11 protein-coding genes are annotated in these 13,567 nt (G+C 68.8%); 8 read left to right on the forward strand and 3 right to left on the reverse strand.

Features of this window, described 5'->3' with window-relative positions:
* Nucleotides 1-99 precede the first annotated feature (99 nt).
* Nucleotides 100-600 carry a hypothetical protein gene (locus DKM19_RS00005; protein WP_110693919.1) on the reverse strand — a complete coding sequence of 167 codons (501 nt, stop codon included), beginning with the start codon at nucleotides 598-600 and terminating at the stop codon, nucleotides 100-102.
* Nucleotides 601-744: 144 nt separating this feature from the next.
* Between DKM19_RS00005 and DKM19_RS00010 the strand changes: the two genes are divergently transcribed.
* Nucleotides 745-1,704 carry a DUF2332 domain-containing protein gene (locus DKM19_RS00010; protein WP_110693920.1) on the forward strand — a complete coding sequence of 320 codons (960 nt, stop codon included), beginning with the start codon at nucleotides 745-747 and terminating at the stop codon, nucleotides 1,702-1,704.
* Between the two features lie 109 nt (nucleotides 1,705-1,813).
* On the opposite strand, the gene DKM19_RS00015 is transcribed toward DKM19_RS00010, so the two are convergent.
* Nucleotides 1,814-2,326, reverse strand: coding sequence for a GbsR/MarR family transcriptional regulator (locus tag DKM19_RS00015; RefSeq protein ID WP_110693921.1), 513 nt, complete (start codon nucleotides 2,324-2,326; stop codon nucleotides 1,814-1,816).
* Between the two features lie 91 nt (nucleotides 2,327-2,417).
* Between DKM19_RS00015 and DKM19_RS00020 the strand changes: the two genes are divergently transcribed.
* Nucleotides 2,418-3,338 carry an ABC transporter ATP-binding protein gene (locus tag DKM19_RS00020; RefSeq protein WP_110693922.1) on the forward strand — a complete coding sequence of 307 codons (921 nt, stop codon included), beginning with the start codon at nucleotides 2,418-2,420 and terminating at the stop codon, nucleotides 3,336-3,338.
* Nucleotides 3,339-3,420: 82 nt separating this feature from the next.
* Nucleotides 3,421-5,013 carry an ABC transporter permease gene (locus DKM19_RS00025; protein ID WP_110693923.1) on the forward strand — a complete coding sequence of 531 codons (1,593 nt, stop codon included), beginning with the start codon at nucleotides 3,421-3,423 and terminating at the stop codon, nucleotides 5,011-5,013.
* A gap of 753 nt (nucleotides 5,014-5,766) precedes the next feature.
* Here DKM19_RS00025 and lysA read toward each other — a convergent pair.
* On the reverse strand, nucleotides 5,767-7,080 hold the full coding sequence (gene lysA, locus DKM19_RS00030) for a diaminopimelate decarboxylase (protein ID WP_110693924.1): 1,314 nt from the start codon (nucleotides 7,078-7,080) through the stop codon (nucleotides 5,767-5,769).
* Nucleotides 7,081-7,705: 625 nt separating this feature from the next.
* On the opposite strand from lysA, the gene DKM19_RS00035 reads away from it, so the two are divergent.
* The 5 genes from DKM19_RS00035 (at nucleotide 7,706) to DKM19_RS00060 (ending at nucleotide 13,370) form a co-directional block, all read left to right on the forward strand.
* The gene (locus tag DKM19_RS00035) at nucleotides 7,706-7,987 is read left to right on the forward strand and encodes an SAV_915 family protein (protein ID WP_110693925.1); all 282 of its coding nucleotides are present in this window, start codon (nucleotides 7,706-7,708) and stop codon (nucleotides 7,985-7,987) included.
* A gap of 616 nt (nucleotides 7,988-8,603) precedes the next feature.
* Nucleotides 8,604-8,693 carry a potassium-transporting ATPase subunit F gene (locus DKM19_RS00045; RefSeq protein WP_110693927.1) on the forward strand — a complete coding sequence of 30 codons (90 nt, stop codon included), beginning with the start codon at nucleotides 8,604-8,606 and terminating at the stop codon, nucleotides 8,691-8,693.
* Nucleotides 8,693-10,354 carry a potassium-transporting ATPase subunit KdpA gene (gene kdpA / locus DKM19_RS00050; protein ID WP_110693928.1) on the forward strand — a complete coding sequence of 554 codons (1,662 nt, stop codon included), beginning with the start codon at nucleotides 8,693-8,695 and terminating at the stop codon, nucleotides 10,352-10,354. Before DKM19_RS00045 ends, kdpA begins: the two co-directional genes overlap by 1 nt.
* Nucleotides 10,354-12,495 carry a potassium-transporting ATPase subunit KdpB gene (kdpB, locus tag DKM19_RS00055; protein ID WP_110693929.1) on the forward strand — a complete coding sequence of 714 codons (2,142 nt, stop codon included), beginning with the start codon at nucleotides 10,354-10,356 and terminating at the stop codon, nucleotides 12,493-12,495. Before kdpA ends, kdpB begins: the two co-directional genes overlap by 1 nt.
* Nucleotides 12,495-13,370: a potassium-transporting ATPase subunit C gene (locus tag DKM19_RS00060; protein ID WP_110693930.1), complete on the forward strand. Its 876-nt coding sequence runs from the start codon at nucleotides 12,495-12,497 to the stop codon at nucleotides 13,368-13,370. Before kdpB ends, DKM19_RS00060 begins: the two co-directional genes overlap by 1 nt.
* Nucleotides 13,371-13,567: the final 197 nt, after the last annotated feature.

Below are 13,567 nucleotides of genomic sequence, written 5' to 3' on the forward strand. Positions count from 1 at the left end.
GCCTCGCCGAAGCCTTGGAAATGCGGCTCAGCGTTCAGTTCCAGCCACTTCGAGAAGCAAGCTGACAGTGCGTGTCGAAGAGGGGGATCTCTCGGCGGGTTACCGGGAGATCGCGGTGGTGGCGGGGATGATCCGGTAGTCGCGCTGGAAGACCAGGTTGTGAAGGTCGGCGGCGGTGATGGCACGCAGGGTGCACAGTTCGGCTGCCGCCTGCTCCTCGTCGAAGACGTTGAGCGGCCATTCGCCGACCGTGGCGCCCCGGAGGTGGGGGTGGTGGAAGCTGCTTCCGTAGAAGGCCCGGATGACGACCGGGCTGATCTCCGCCGCCCGCTGTTCCCGCCACGACAGGGCCCAGACGGCCTCGACTCCGCCATCGGCCATCCGCTGGATGCCGCCGGAGGTCACCTCCCCGGTTCCGAGGAGCAGGGCGGAGTTGATCTCCTCCAGCGCCTGCCTGGCGTACGGATCGAGCAGCGTGACGGCTGCCGCGAAGAGCCGCTCCTTGTCCTGCCGTGAGACGGCGTCGCCGTGGGTGCCGTCACGGAGGTCGGCGAAGTGGCGCAGCAGTGCCGTGGTGTGATCGCTCTGAGGGGCGTTCATGGTGTTTCCTCCCCAGCTCATGGATGGACGGTCAAGGTGGGTGATGCCCGAAATGTGGTGTGGACCCCTTCTGCGCGCACCATGACATGAGATGCTCCATCGCCGATCGCGTGGGACGATCCCGGCGACGAGAGGGGCGCGAGGGTGGACACGGCGGAGTTGTACCTGCGGTTCGCGGTGCGGGAGGTCCGGGAACACTCCCCAGCGTATGAGAATCTGGCGCGGGGCATCGCCGCCGACGCACGGCTACTGGCCTTGATCGACGATCTGCCGCCGATCAAGCGGCAGCCGAACCTGTTGCTGGCCTCGGTGCGGTTCCTCGGCGGGCCGGTCGCTGATTTCGCCCCGTTCCGATCATGGGTCGTACGCCACTGGGCAGAGGTGCGGGACACGATCCTCACGCGCAGGACGCAGACCAACGAGGTCGGGCGGTGCGCGAGCCTGCTGCCGGTGCTCGCGGGCCTGGCGCAACCCCTGGCCCTCATCGAGGTGGGCGCCTCGGCGGGTCTGTGCCTGTACCCGGATCGCTACCGCTACCACTACGACGACCTGCCGGCCGTCGGTCCCGAGGACAGTCCCGTCGTGCTGGCCTGCCGTACGAACGGGAAGGTCCCGGTGCCCGGGCGGGTGCCGGAGGTGGTGTGGCGGGCCGGCCTCGACCTCAACCCGCTGGACGTGCGCGACGAGGAGGAGATGCGCTGGCTGGAATGCCTGGTCTGGCCCGGCCAGGACGAGCGGCTCCTGCGACTCCGCGGCGCCGTCCGGGTGGCCCGGGAGGATCCGCCGCACCTGGTCAGGGGCGATCTCAACGAGACGCTCCGCGACCTGGTCGCGCTGGCGCCCAAGGAGGCCACGGTGGTCGTGTTCCACAGTGCGGTCCTGCCGTACCTGGAGCCGGAGGCGCGGGACCGGTTCGTGTCGGCCGTACGGAGCCTGCCGGTGCGGTGGATCTCGAACGAGGGCTCGCCCCGGCTGCCCTCGATGCTCGCCCGGCTTGAGCACGGTCTCCCCGAGGATCGTCTGGCATTCCTCCCGGCGCTGGACGGCGAACCGGTCGCCATGGCCGGGCCGCACGGCGAGTGGCTGAACTGGCTCGACGCCTGACCCGCGCCGACACCGAACCTCGCTCGGACGTCCCTGTTCGGCACGGCCCGGGGCATCATGGTCGCGGCCATGACTCCAGACGTGTGGGGCGACGTGAACGGCCGCCCGGCTACTTCGTGGACCGTGCGTTCAGCGCGTTCCACTTGTGCAGCAGTTGGGGGACCTCGCCGCGGAGGAAGGCGAAGAAGCGCCGGGTCTCGTCCAGCCGGGCGCCCGCGGGCGTGTCCACGCCGAACACCTCGACCCCGTCGCGCGCCCCCTCCTCGAAGCGCCGATACACCTCGTCACTCGAGGTCGCCGCTTTGTACCACGCCGACTGGTCGACGCGGTAGTAATCACGACGCTGTCCGGGGTCTCGCTCGCGGGTCACCATCCCGACGCGCATCAGATACTTCACCGCCCCGGAGATGGCCGACGGGCCGACCTGGAGGCCGTCGGCGAGCTCCGCCGCGGTGCGTCTGCCGTCGTCGCTCACGAGGAGCGCGGCGAACACGCGAGCGGCCATGCGCGGGTAACCCGAGTCGGACATGATCACGGCGAAGTGCTCAAGGAACCGCAGCCCGTCGGCCCCGCTCTCGCTGCCGAGGTCCCCGGTCGTCCGGGCCTCTTCGGTCTCGGTCATCCAGGCCTCTCCGCATCGCCGCCAGTGCCACTGAAGTTTATACGCTATCCATACTTCACGAATTTTATGAACTTCATGTATTTTGTGTGGCATGGCAAACATGATCTCTGTGTCTGGCCTGGTCAAAACCTTTGGCCAGACACGGGCGCTCGACGGTCTGGACCTGACGGTCCGGGCCGGCGAGGTGCACGGGTTCCTCGGTCCCAACGGCGCGGGCAAATCCACCACCATCCGGATCCTGCTCGGCCTGCTGCGGCAGGACTCGGGCACGGCCCGGCTGCTGGACGGCGACCCGTGGCGGGACGCGACCGAGCTGCATCGCCGCCTGGCGTACGTACCCGGTGACGTGACCCTGTGGCCCACCCTGTCCGGCGGTGAGGTGATCGACCTGCTCGGCCGGATGCGCGGCGGGCTCGACCCCCGGCGGCGGGCCGATCTGTTCGAACGCTTCGAGCTGGATCCGCGGAAGAAGGGGCGGGCCTACTCCAAGGGCAACCGGCAGAAGGTGGCCCTGATCGCGGCACTGGCCTCGGATGTCGAGTTGCTCATCCTGGACGAGCCGACCTCCGGCCTCGACCCGCTGATGGAGGCGGTGTTCCAGGAATGCGTCCAGGCGGAACGGAGAAACGGCCGCACGGTGTTGCTGTCCAGCCACGTCCTCGCCGAGGTCGAGGCACTGTGCGACCGGGTCAGCATCATCCGGAACGGCCGCACGGTGGAGACGGGCACCCTCGCCGAGCTGCGTCACCTCACCCGTACCTCGATCACGGCCGAGCTCGCCGGCCCCGTCCCGCGGCTCGACGGGTTGATCGGGGTGCACGACCTGTGGACGGACGGCAACCGGGTGCGCTGCCAGGTCGACGGCGACGCGCTGGACGCGCTGCTGCGTGAGATCACGAAGGTCGGCGTGCGGAGCCTGGTCAGCCGGCCGCCGACGCTGGAGGAGATGTTCCTCCGCCACTACGAGGACGACTCGGCCGACACGAGTGGAAGGCACGCGGTGGTGCGGTGATGAACTCTCCCCAGGATCCTCAGGGTCCCCAGGGTTCTCCGAAGGGGACGAGCACGGACGGAAGGCAGGCGGTGGCGCGGCGATGAGCACTCTCACCGGCACCGGCGGCCTGATCCGGCTCATCCTGCGACGCGACCGGATAAGGCTGCTGGTGTGGTTCGGGCTCGTGTCGATGCTCGCGATCGGCATCGCGGCCTCGGTGGCCGGGGCCTATCCCACCGAAGAGGCGCGCCGGGCGTTCTTCGAGACGACCAACGGCGACCCGACCCAGATCATGGCGATCGGACCGATCTACGATTCGTCCCCCGGCGGGATCGCCGCATGGCGGGTGCGCGGGCAGGCCGCCCTGCTGATCGGGCTGGCGAGCCTGTTCCTGGTGATCCGCAACACCCGCGCGGAGGAGGAGTCCGGCCGCGCCGAGCTGCTGGGCTCGACCGTGGTCGGCAGGCACGCGGCACTGACGGCCGCGCTGACCGTGGTGTTCGCCGCCAACCTGGTCACCGTGCTCGTCGTGACCTCGGGGCTCGTGGGTCAGGGGCTGCCTCTGGGCGGCTCCCTGGTGATGGCCTCGTCGTTCGCCGCCGCCGGTTGGGTCTTCGCCGCGCTCGCGGGCCTGGTCGCGCAGCTGACCGAGAGCTCCCGTGCCGCGAACGGCATCGCCGTCGCGGCGCTGGGCGTCCTGTACGCGGTGCGCGCGATCGCCGACATCAGGGAGAGTGCCCGGCTGTCCTGGCTGTCGCCCTTCGGCTGGACCCAGCGCATGCGTCCCTTCGCCGGCGATCACTACTGGCCCCTGCTGCCCGTCCTCGGTCTGGTCCTGCTGCTCGTGGCCGGGGCCTATGCGCTGTCCGCACGGCGTGATCTGGGAGGAGGGCTCCTCCCGTCCAGGCTCGGCCCCGCCACCGCCACGCCGGGCCTGCGCAGTCCGCTCGCTCTGGCATGGCGGCTGCAGCGGGGCACGTTGATCGCCTGGACCCTCGCGTTCACCGCGTTCGGCGCGGGTCTGGGCGGTGTGGCGCGGAGTGCCGCCGAACAGCTGAACGAGAGTGAGGCGCTCGGAGACCTGACCGAGCGGATGGGCGGCGGCGCCCGTCCCGTCGACGGCTTCTTCGCCTTTGTCATCTATCTGATGAGCCAGGTCATCGCGGTCTACGCGATCCAGGCGACCCTGAGACTGCGGGGCGAGGAGAACTCCGCCCGCGCCGACACCGTACTGACCGGTCCGGTGGGCAGGCTGCGCTGGGCGAGCGGTCACCTGACCATCGCCGCGGTCGGATCGGGGGTCGTGCTCGCCGGATTCGGCCTCGGCATGGGGCTGGTCTACGGGCTCTCCACGGGAGACGTGGGCGGCGAGCTTGCCCGGCTGCTGGGTGCGAGCCTGACGCGGCTGCCGTCGGTTCTGGTGCTGGCCGCCATCGCGGCGATGGTGTACGGCCTGCTGCCCCGCCTCACCGCGATCATCGCCTACGCCGCGCTCGGCCTGTGTCTCTGCCTCGAGTTCGCGGTGGAACTACTGCACGCCGGCCCGTCGATCCTGAAGATCTCGCCGTTCGCGCAGACGCCCGGGCTTCCGGTCGCCGAATTCACCGTGACGCCGCTGGTCCTGCTGGTCGCGGTCGCCGCCGGTCTCACCGCCGCCGGGCTGGCCGGGCTCCGCCGCCGCGACCTCGGATGAAACGCGGAGACGCCGTCTGACGGAGGCCCGGCGCATCGCGGCGCACGTGCTCCCGCCCAGCGCGGCGACCACGAGCAGGCCTAGGCGCAGCAGGTCGGACCCGGTGAAGCCGAGCTCTCCGGCGGTGTTGACCAGGAAGCCCGTGCCGAAGAGCCATGCCATGACGGCCGTCGCCAGCGAGACCGGGACCCGGATCCCGCAGGCGGCATAGCCGAACACGGCGAGCGCCATGATCAGTACGCGGGCGGTGGTCTCCGCCGGGGCGAAGGACAGCGAGGCGACCACGGTCGCGGTGACGACAACGAGGAAACCGCCCCCGAGCGAGAACCCGACCGGCTCGGACCGGGCCGTCGCCACCGCATCCTCCGAAGGCCGAGTTCTCGCAACCGTCTCTCCGGGAGGCCGGGGCGTCCCGGCCATCCTCTCGGAAGGCCAAGCTCTCGTATCGGGAGGCCGGGGCGTTCCAGCCATCCTCGCGGAGGACGGGGTTGTCACGGCCGCTTCTTCGGGAGGCCAGACCATCACATCGGTCCCCGAGGAAGACGGGACCATCGCGTCCCCTTCTCCGGAAGACCGGGCCGGCACACCCGTTTCTCCGGGAGAGCGGTCTGTCGCACCGGCTTCTCTGGGAGGTCGGGCTACACCCGCTTCTCCGGGAGAGCGGAACACCTCAGCCGCTCCCTTGGCAGGCTGGAGCACCTCGATCGCTTCTTTGGAAGATCGGAACATCACAACCGCTCCCTACCCCGTCCCTTACAGGCCTACGTCACGGCGCATCAGGTCCTCGTCCACTTCCCGGCGGACGAGCAACCTCGCGCGGTTGTTGTGCACGGCGACGACCGGGGGCCGGCCCATGAGGTTGTAGGTCGAGGCCATCGAGTGGTGGTAGGCCCCGGTGGCAGCCAGCGCGACGAGGTCGCCCGGGCGCAGGTCGGCGGGGAGCTGGACGTCCTCCGCGATCATGTCGCCCGTCTCGCAGTGGTGGCCGACGATGGTGAACGAGCGCGGACCCTCGCGGGAGACGCGTCCGGCCAGACGGACGGCGTAGCGCGCGCCGTACAGGGCGGGGCGGGGGTTGTCGCTCATCCCGCCGTCGACGGCGACGAACGTCCGCGAGCCGCCGTGCTTGACCGCGACGACGCGGTAGAGCGTGGTCCCGGCGGTGCCGACGATCGCCCGGCCCGGCTCCACGATGAGCCGCGGCACCGGCAGGCCGAGTCCCGCGGCCCGCTCCGTGATCGCGGTGAGGACCGCATCCGCGAACCGTTCGGGGCTCAGCCCTTCCTTTCCCGGAAGGTAGGCGATGCCGTGCCCGCCGCCCAGGTCGAGCTCGGGCAGGACCACGTGGTGGGTGTCGCGGATCCTGGCCAGCTCGGAGACCAGCGTTCTGGCCGCCAGTTCGTACGGCTCGACGCTGTCGATCTGCGAGCCCAGGTGGCAGTGCAGGCCGACCAGCTGCAGCCGGGGCTGGCGCAGGACCCGTGACACCGCCTCGCCCGCGGCTCCGCTCATGATGGACAGGCCGAACTTCTGGTCCTCACCCGCCGTACGGATCTTGGGGTGGGCGCCCGCCTCGATGTCGGGTGTCACCCGGACCAGCACCTTCTGACGCCGGTCGATCGGGACGAGCGCGGCGAGCCTGTTGATCTCGCCGATGTTGTCCACCACGATCCTGCCGACGCCCTCTTCCACTGCCTTCTGCAGCTCGGCCGGGGTTTTGGCGTTGCCGTGCATGATGATCCGCTGCGCGGGGAACCCGACGGATCTGGCCATCGCCAGCTCGCCTCCCGAGCAGACGTCAAGGCTCATTCCCTCGGCCCGCATCCAGCTGGCCATCGCGCGGGACAGGAACGCCTTGGCGGCGTAGGCGATCTCAGCCTCCGGAAGCGCGGACTTGTAGGCGCGGCAGCGCAGCCGTACGTCCGTTTCGTCGATCACGTAGGTAGGGGTGCCGAACCGGCGAGCGATCTCGGCGAGGGGTACCCCGCCGATCGTGACATCTCCTGTGGCGGTGGCTCGCATGGTCGCGGACCAGGGGGCGCCGGTGGTTTCGATGAGTACGGTCATGTCAGCACCTTGATCAGAATGACTACCACGGACACCACGACGATCATGTAGATCGGGCCGAGGTAGTCGGGCCGGATGAAAGGCCGGGGAAGAGGGCGGCGGGTCACGCCGGCCTCACCGGTATCCGCGTGGAATCCGCCGGAGTCCGCAGGGGACGGAGGGCCAGGACTCCGCGTCCCGGGCGGATGGGGAGCGGCAACGGGGATCCGCCTCTGCGCGAGACGCCCATACGTTCCTCCTGCTTTCGCAGCCGGACGGGATGCCGGCACAAAGGACGCTAAGACGACAAAGGCCAAAGGGAGCGAGTCCGGACGGGATCCTGACGCGCCCTCACCCAACCCTGACGACCCCTTGACGGGTGACTACCTTGCGCAACCATGAGATTTCAGATCGTCACGGTGACATCTTGTCGATCTTGAATTCTCCACGGTCGGGTCGGCCGGGATGGGTCATTCGACTACCTAGAGGATCTCAGCGATCACTTTTCGTATCCGGGCGTCAAGAGGCTGTCAGGGTTGGGGGAGGGTGCGTCAGGATCCCATTTGGAACCGCCCTTTCCGGTCGTAACCCGCCTTAACGTTCCTTTCGCCGGTCGTCTGGCCGGCTGCGAAAGCAGGAGGAACACATGGAAAGCTCGCGCATAAGCGACCCCCCATTACTGGTGCCCGTCCGTTCGGGGAGTGGAGCCATGGGGCTTCGCCTCTTCCGGACTCCAGCGGGCGAGCGGACGGCGGTCGCGTTCACCTCGCGAGACCAGCTGGCCAAGGTATTGGGCGACGACCAGGAATGGACGTGGCTCTGTGAGCGCGCGCTTCGGGGGATGATCGAAGATCTCGATGTCATCGGCATCGTGATCGATCCCGCGGGCGCCGTGGAGAGCGGAAACCGTCACCTGAGTGCGGCCTGACGCGCTGCGACGTGGGTCCCGGCCCCGTACGACGAGGCTGCGGCGTGGGTCCCCGACCCCGTACGACGAGGCTGCGGCGTGGGTCCCCGACCCCGTACGACGAGGCTGCGGCGTGGGTCCCCGACCCCGTACGACGTGCTGTGATGTGAGTCTCCGACCCCGTACGGCGCACTGCGGCGTGAGTCTCCGACTCTGTGCGACGCGCTGATATGTGGGTCCCCGGCCCCGTGCGGAGAGAGGTTTCCGACTCCCGCGCGGGGACGGGCGAAGGCCTTCCGGCCCCGTGGAGAGATTGTTTCCGAACCCCCGGTGTGGGGATGACGCGGGTATCCGAGCCCCCCGTATGGGGATTGTCTCCGAGTCCCCGTGCGGGAAAGACCGTGAATTTCCGAACCCCGTGTAGTGACGGCGTCAAAGCTTGACGGCCCCGCGTATGGAACCCGTCAAGAAGCGCCTTGCGGGGAAAAAATCACGATTTGCTGGTTTCCGCGCCACCCATCTGGTGTGGCGACTATTTCCGGATTTTGAGGAGTGAGATGACCGACCTCATCTTCGTCGTCCTGACGATCGCGATCTTCGTGATCTTCGGGTTCGTCGTGAAGGCGGTGGAGCGCCTGTGAGCGCCGTCAACGCCGCCGGCCTGGTGGTGGTCATCGGCTTGGTGGTCTTCGTGATCGCGGCCCTGCTCTTCCCGGAGCGCTTCTGATGAGTTCTACCTTCGCGGGGGTCCTGTTCATCGGATCCCTCATCGTCGTGCTGGGCCTGACCCATCGCCCCCTGGGCGACTACATGTACCGGGTCTACACCAGCGCCAAGCACAACGTCGTCGAGCGGTTCATCTACCGACTGCTCGGCGTCCAGCCCGACTCCGAGCAGCGGTGGAGCGTCTACGCCCGCAGCGTGCTGGCGTTCTCGGTGATCTCCATTCTCTTCCTGTACGGCCTGCAGCGCCTGCAGGACAAGCTCTTCCTGTCCCTGGGCATGGCACCGGTCACCGACCACACCGCGTGGAACACCGCGATCAGCTTCGTGACCAACACCAACTGGCAGTCCTACTCCGGTGAGTCCACGATGGGCCACCTGGTGCAGATGTCCGGCCTGGCGGTGCAGAACTTCGTGTCGGCCGCGGTCGGCATGGCCGTCGCCATCGCGCTGGTCCGCGGATTCGCCCGGAGCAAGACCGAGGGGCTCGGCAACTTCTGGGTCGACCTGGTCCGGGGCTCGATCCGCATCCTGCTCCCGATCGCCTTCGTCGGCGCCATCGTGCTGGTCGCCGGCGGCCTGATCCAGAACTTCGCCGGTGCGCACGAGCTGACGACCCTCGCGGGCAACCCGCAGGCGATCACCGGTGGCCCGGTGGCCAGCCAGGAGATCATCAAGGAGCTCGGCAACAACGGCGGCGGCTTCTACAACACCAACTCCGCGCACCCGTTCGAGAACGCCGCGACGTGGACCAACTGGGTAGAGATCTTCGCGATCTTCCTCATCCCGTTCGCCCTGCCGCGCACCTTCGGCAGGATGGTCGGCCAGGTCAAGCAGGGCTACGCGATCCTCGCCGTGATGGTCACCCTGGCCGTCGTAAGCGTCGTGCTGCTCAACGTCTTCGAGCTCGCCGGCAACGCCACCGTGCCGCAGGCCGTCGGAGCCGCGATGGAGGGCAAGGACGTGCGGTTCGGAGTGTCGAACTCCGCCACCTTCGCCGCCGCGACCACGCTCACGTCCACCGGCGCGGTCAACTCCTTCCACGACTCGTTCACCCCGCTCGGCGGCATGATGACGATGTTCAACATGATGCTGGGCGAGGTCGCGCCGGGCGGCGCGGGCGCGGGCCTGTACGGCATGCTCGTCCTCGCCGTGATCACCGTCTTCATCGCGGGCCTGATGGTCGGCCGGACGCCGGAATACCTCGGCAAGAAGATCGGCGCCCGCGAGATGAAGCTCGCGTCGATGTACTTCCTGGTCACCCCGACCCTGGTACTGCTCGGCACCGCTCTCGCCATGGGCTCGGCGGAGCAACGGGCGAGCATGCTGAACAGCGGGCCACACGGCCTGTCCGAGGTGCTCTACGCCTTCACCAGCGCGTCCAACAACAACGGCTCGGCGTTCGGCGGTATCACCGTCAACACCACCTGGTGGGACGTCGCGACCGGTCTGGCCATGGTGTTCGGCCGGTTCCTGCCCATCATCTTCGTCCTAGCCCTGGCCGGATCGCTGGTCAAACAGGCGCCGGTCCCGGCGTCGGCGGGCACACTGCCCACGCACCGGCCACAGTTCGTCGGCATGGTCGTCGGCGTGACGATCATCGTCGTCGCCCTGACCTTCCTCCCCGCCCTCGCGCTCGGCCCGCTCGCAGAAGGAATCCACTGATGTCCACCCCAGTGCTCGAAGCGCCGGGTCGTACCCCCGCCACGGAGAAGAAGATCGGTGGCGGACTGCTCGACCCCAAACAGCTCATCAGATCACTGCCGGATGCCATCAAGAAGCTGAATCCGGCGACGCTGTGGCACAACCCGGTCATGCTGATCGTCGAGGCCGGCGCGGTGTTCACCACCGTCCTCGCGATCACAGACCCGTCTTTCTTCGCCTGGGCCACCGTCGTGTGGCTCTGGCTGACGGTCGTCTTCGCGAACCTGGCCGAGGCCGTGGCCGAGGGCCGCGGCAAGGCCCAGGCCGCCACGTTGCGCGCCGCCAAGCGCGACACCAACGCCCGCCGTCTGAGCGGCTGGAAGCCCGGCGCCGACGTCTCCCGGTGGGACACCGTGGGCGCGCCGGAGCTCCGGCAGGGCGACTTCGTGGTCGTGGAGGCCGGGGAGATCATTCCCGGTGACGGCGACGTGGTCGAGGGCATCGCGTCGGTGGACGAGTCCGCCATCACCGGTGAGTCCGCCCCGGTCATCCGCGAGTCCGGCGGTGACCGGTCAGCGGTCACCGGCGGCACCAAGGTCCTGTCGGACCAGATCGTCGTCCAGATCACCCAGAAGCCGGGCGAGAGCTTCATCGACCGGATGATCGCCCTGGTCGAGGGCGCCAACCGGCAGAAGACGCCCAACGAGATCGCGCTGAACATCCTGCTGGCCGCGCTGACGATCATCTTCCTGATCACCACCGCCACCATGCAGCCTCTGGCGATCTTCTCCAAGGCGAACAACCCCGGCATCCCCGACTCGCTCGCCCTGACCGGCGACGGCGTGACCGGCATCGTGCTGGTCTCGCTGCTGGTCTGCCTCATCCCGACGACCATCGGCGCGCTGCTCAGCGCGATCGGCATCGCCGGCATGGACCGCCTCGTACAGCGCAACGTGCTGGCGATGAGCGGACGTGCCGTGGAGGCGGCGGGCGACGTGAGCACGCTGCTGCTGGACAAGACCGGCACCATCACCCTGGGCAACCGGCAGGCGTCGGAGTTCGTGCCCGTACAGGGTGTCACCGCCGAACAGCTGGCCACCACCGCACAGCTGGCCAGCCTCGCCGACGAGACGCCCGAGGGCCGCTCGATCGTGGTCTACGCCAAGCAGGCGTACGGCCTGCGCGAGCGGGAGCCGGGTGAGCTGGCCCACGCCGAGTGGGTCAACTTCACCGCCCAGACCAGGATGTCGGGCGTCAACCTCGACGGCCGCCAGGTCCGCAAGGGCGCGGCCACCGCGGTCATGCGCTGGGTCCGCGAGAACGGCGGGCACCCGACCGACGACGTCGGCGCCACGGTGGACGCCATCTCCGGCTCCGGCGGCACCCCGCTGGTGGTCGGCGAGTTCGCCGACGGCACGGCGCGCGTGCTCGGGGTCATCCACCTCAAGGACGTGGTCAAGCAGGGCATGCGCGAGCGGTTCGACGAGATGCGCAGGATGGGCATCCGGACCGTCATGATCACCGGTGACAACCCGCTGACCGCCAGGGCCATCGCGGACGAGGCGGGCGTGGACGACTTCCTCGCCGAGGCCACACCCGAGGACAAGCTCGCACTGATCAAGAAGGAGCAGGAGGGCGGCCGGCTGGTCGCCATGACCGGTGACGGCACCAACGACGCGCCCGCGCTCGCGCAGGCCGACGTCGGCGTGGCGATGAACACCGGCACGTCGGCCGCCAAGGAGGCCGGCAACATGGTCGACCTCGACTCCAACCCGACCAAGCTCATCGAGATCGTGGAGATCGGCAAGCAGCTCCTGATCACCCGGGGCGCGCTGACGACCTTCTCGATCGCCAACGACATCGCCAAGTACTTCGCGATCATTCCCGCGATGTTCGCCGCGGTCTACCCGGGCCTGGACGCGCTGAACATCATGCGCCTGGCCAGCCCGCAGTCGGCGATCCTGTCGGCGGTCATCTTCAACGCCCTGGTGATCATCGCGCTGATCCCGCTGGCGCTCAGGGGCGTCCGGTACCGGCCGTCCAGCGCGTCGAAACTGCTCAGCCGCAACCTGTACGTCTACGGTCTGGGCGGCATCATCGTGCCCTTCGTCGGCATCAAAATCATCGACCTTCTCATCCAGTTCCTTCCGGGGATGTCCTAATGGAACGCCTGCCCAGCTGGGTTCGCCAGCACCTCGCCGCGCTCCGCGCGCTGATCGTCCTGACCCTGATCCTCGGCGCGGCCTACCCGCTCCTGGTCACCGGGGTCGCCCAGGCCGTGTTCAACGGCAATGCCAACGGCTCGATCATCGACAGGGACGGCAAACCGGTCGGCAGCGCGCTGATCGGCCAGAGATTCACCGATGCCGACGGAAACCCGGTGGCGAAGTACTTCCAGAGCCGCCCGTCCGCGGCCGGTGCCGACGGCTACGACCCGACCTCCACCAGCGCCAGCAACCTCGGCCCCGAGGACATCCTGGACACCCTTCCGGTGCCGGGCGCCAAGGACGACGAGGGCAACCCGGACACGGGAAAGCAGTCGCTGCTCACCCAGGTCTGCACCCGGTCCAAGGCGATCGGTGAGCTGGACGGCGTCAGCGGGGCCAGGCCGTACTGCACGCCGGACGGCGTGGGCGCGGTGCTGAAGGTCTTCCCGGCCGTCGGCACGGTCACCCGCGCGGTCAGCGTCAACCAGGCCTGCCCCGCCGCGCCGTTCATCGCCGCCTACCAGGGCGTGAAGGTGGAGTGCGGCAAGCCCGGCGAGGACTACGCGGCCGGCCGTACCGTCGCCGTCCGCGGTGACGCCAAGGCCGTGGTGCCCGCCGACGCGGTCACCGCCAGCGGTTCCGGCCTCGACCCGGCCATCTCGCCGGCCTACGCCGAACTCCAGGCACCCCGCGTCGCCAAGGAGCGTGGAATGCCTCTGGAGAAGGTCAAGCAGTTGATCACGGAGAACACCACCGGCCGCTTCCTGGGCTTCATGGGCGACCCGGCCGTCAACGTCCTGGAGCTCAACCTGGCCCTCGACAGAGGATGACCGCGGTGCGGAACGCGAGGTACGAGCGATTCGCGCCGCGACTCCGGAGCGGAGCGATCGGTTGGACGCTGTGGAATGCGGGGTACGAGCGGTTCGCGCCGAGCCCCCGGAGCGATCGGTTGAAAACTGCAGAACATGAGGTACGGGCGGTTCGCGCCGGGGTTTCGGAGCGGGGCGACCGGTTGAACACGGGGTTC

It is taken from the genome of Streptosporangium sp. 'caverna' (assembly GCF_003203775.1).
In the GTDB taxonomy this organism is placed as follows: domain Bacteria; phylum Actinomycetota; class Actinomycetes; order Streptosporangiales; family Streptosporangiaceae; genus Streptosporangium; species Streptosporangium subroseum.

What these genes read in the sequence shown, in the direction of transcription:
- DKM19_RS00060 (WP_110693930.1), top strand. Translation starts at nt 12,495, where the DNA reads ATGGAACGCCTGCCCAGCTGGGTTCGCCAGCACCTCGCCGCGCTCCGC.
- DKM19_RS00020 (WP_110693922.1), top strand. Translation starts at nt 2,418, where the DNA reads ATGGCAAACATGATCTCTGTGTCTGGCCTGGTCAAAACCTTTGGCCAG.
- DKM19_RS00015 (WP_110693921.1), bottom strand. Translation starts at nt 2,326, where the DNA reads ATGACCGAGACCGAAGAGGCCCGGACGACCGGGGACCTCGGCAGCGAG.
- DKM19_RS00005 (WP_110693919.1), bottom strand. Translation starts at nt 600, where the DNA reads ATGAACGCCCCTCAGAGCGATCACACCACGGCACTGCTGCGCCACTTC.
- kdpB (WP_110693929.1), top strand. Translation starts at nt 10,354, where the DNA reads ATGTCCACCCCAGTGCTCGAAGCGCCGGGTCGTACCCCCGCCACGGAG.
- kdpA (WP_110693928.1), top strand. Translation starts at nt 8,693, where the DNA reads ATGAGTTCTACCTTCGCGGGGGTCCTGTTCATCGGATCCCTCATCGTC.
- DKM19_RS00035 (WP_110693925.1), top strand. Translation starts at nt 7,706, where the DNA reads ATGGAAAGCTCGCGCATAAGCGACCCCCCATTACTGGTGCCCGTCCGT.
- lysA (WP_110693924.1), bottom strand. Translation starts at nt 7,080, where the DNA reads ATGACCGTACTCATCGAAACCACCGGCGCCCCCTGGTCCGCGACCATG.
- DKM19_RS00025 (WP_110693923.1), top strand. Translation starts at nt 3,421, where the DNA reads ATGAGCACTCTCACCGGCACCGGCGGCCTGATCCGGCTCATCCTGCGA.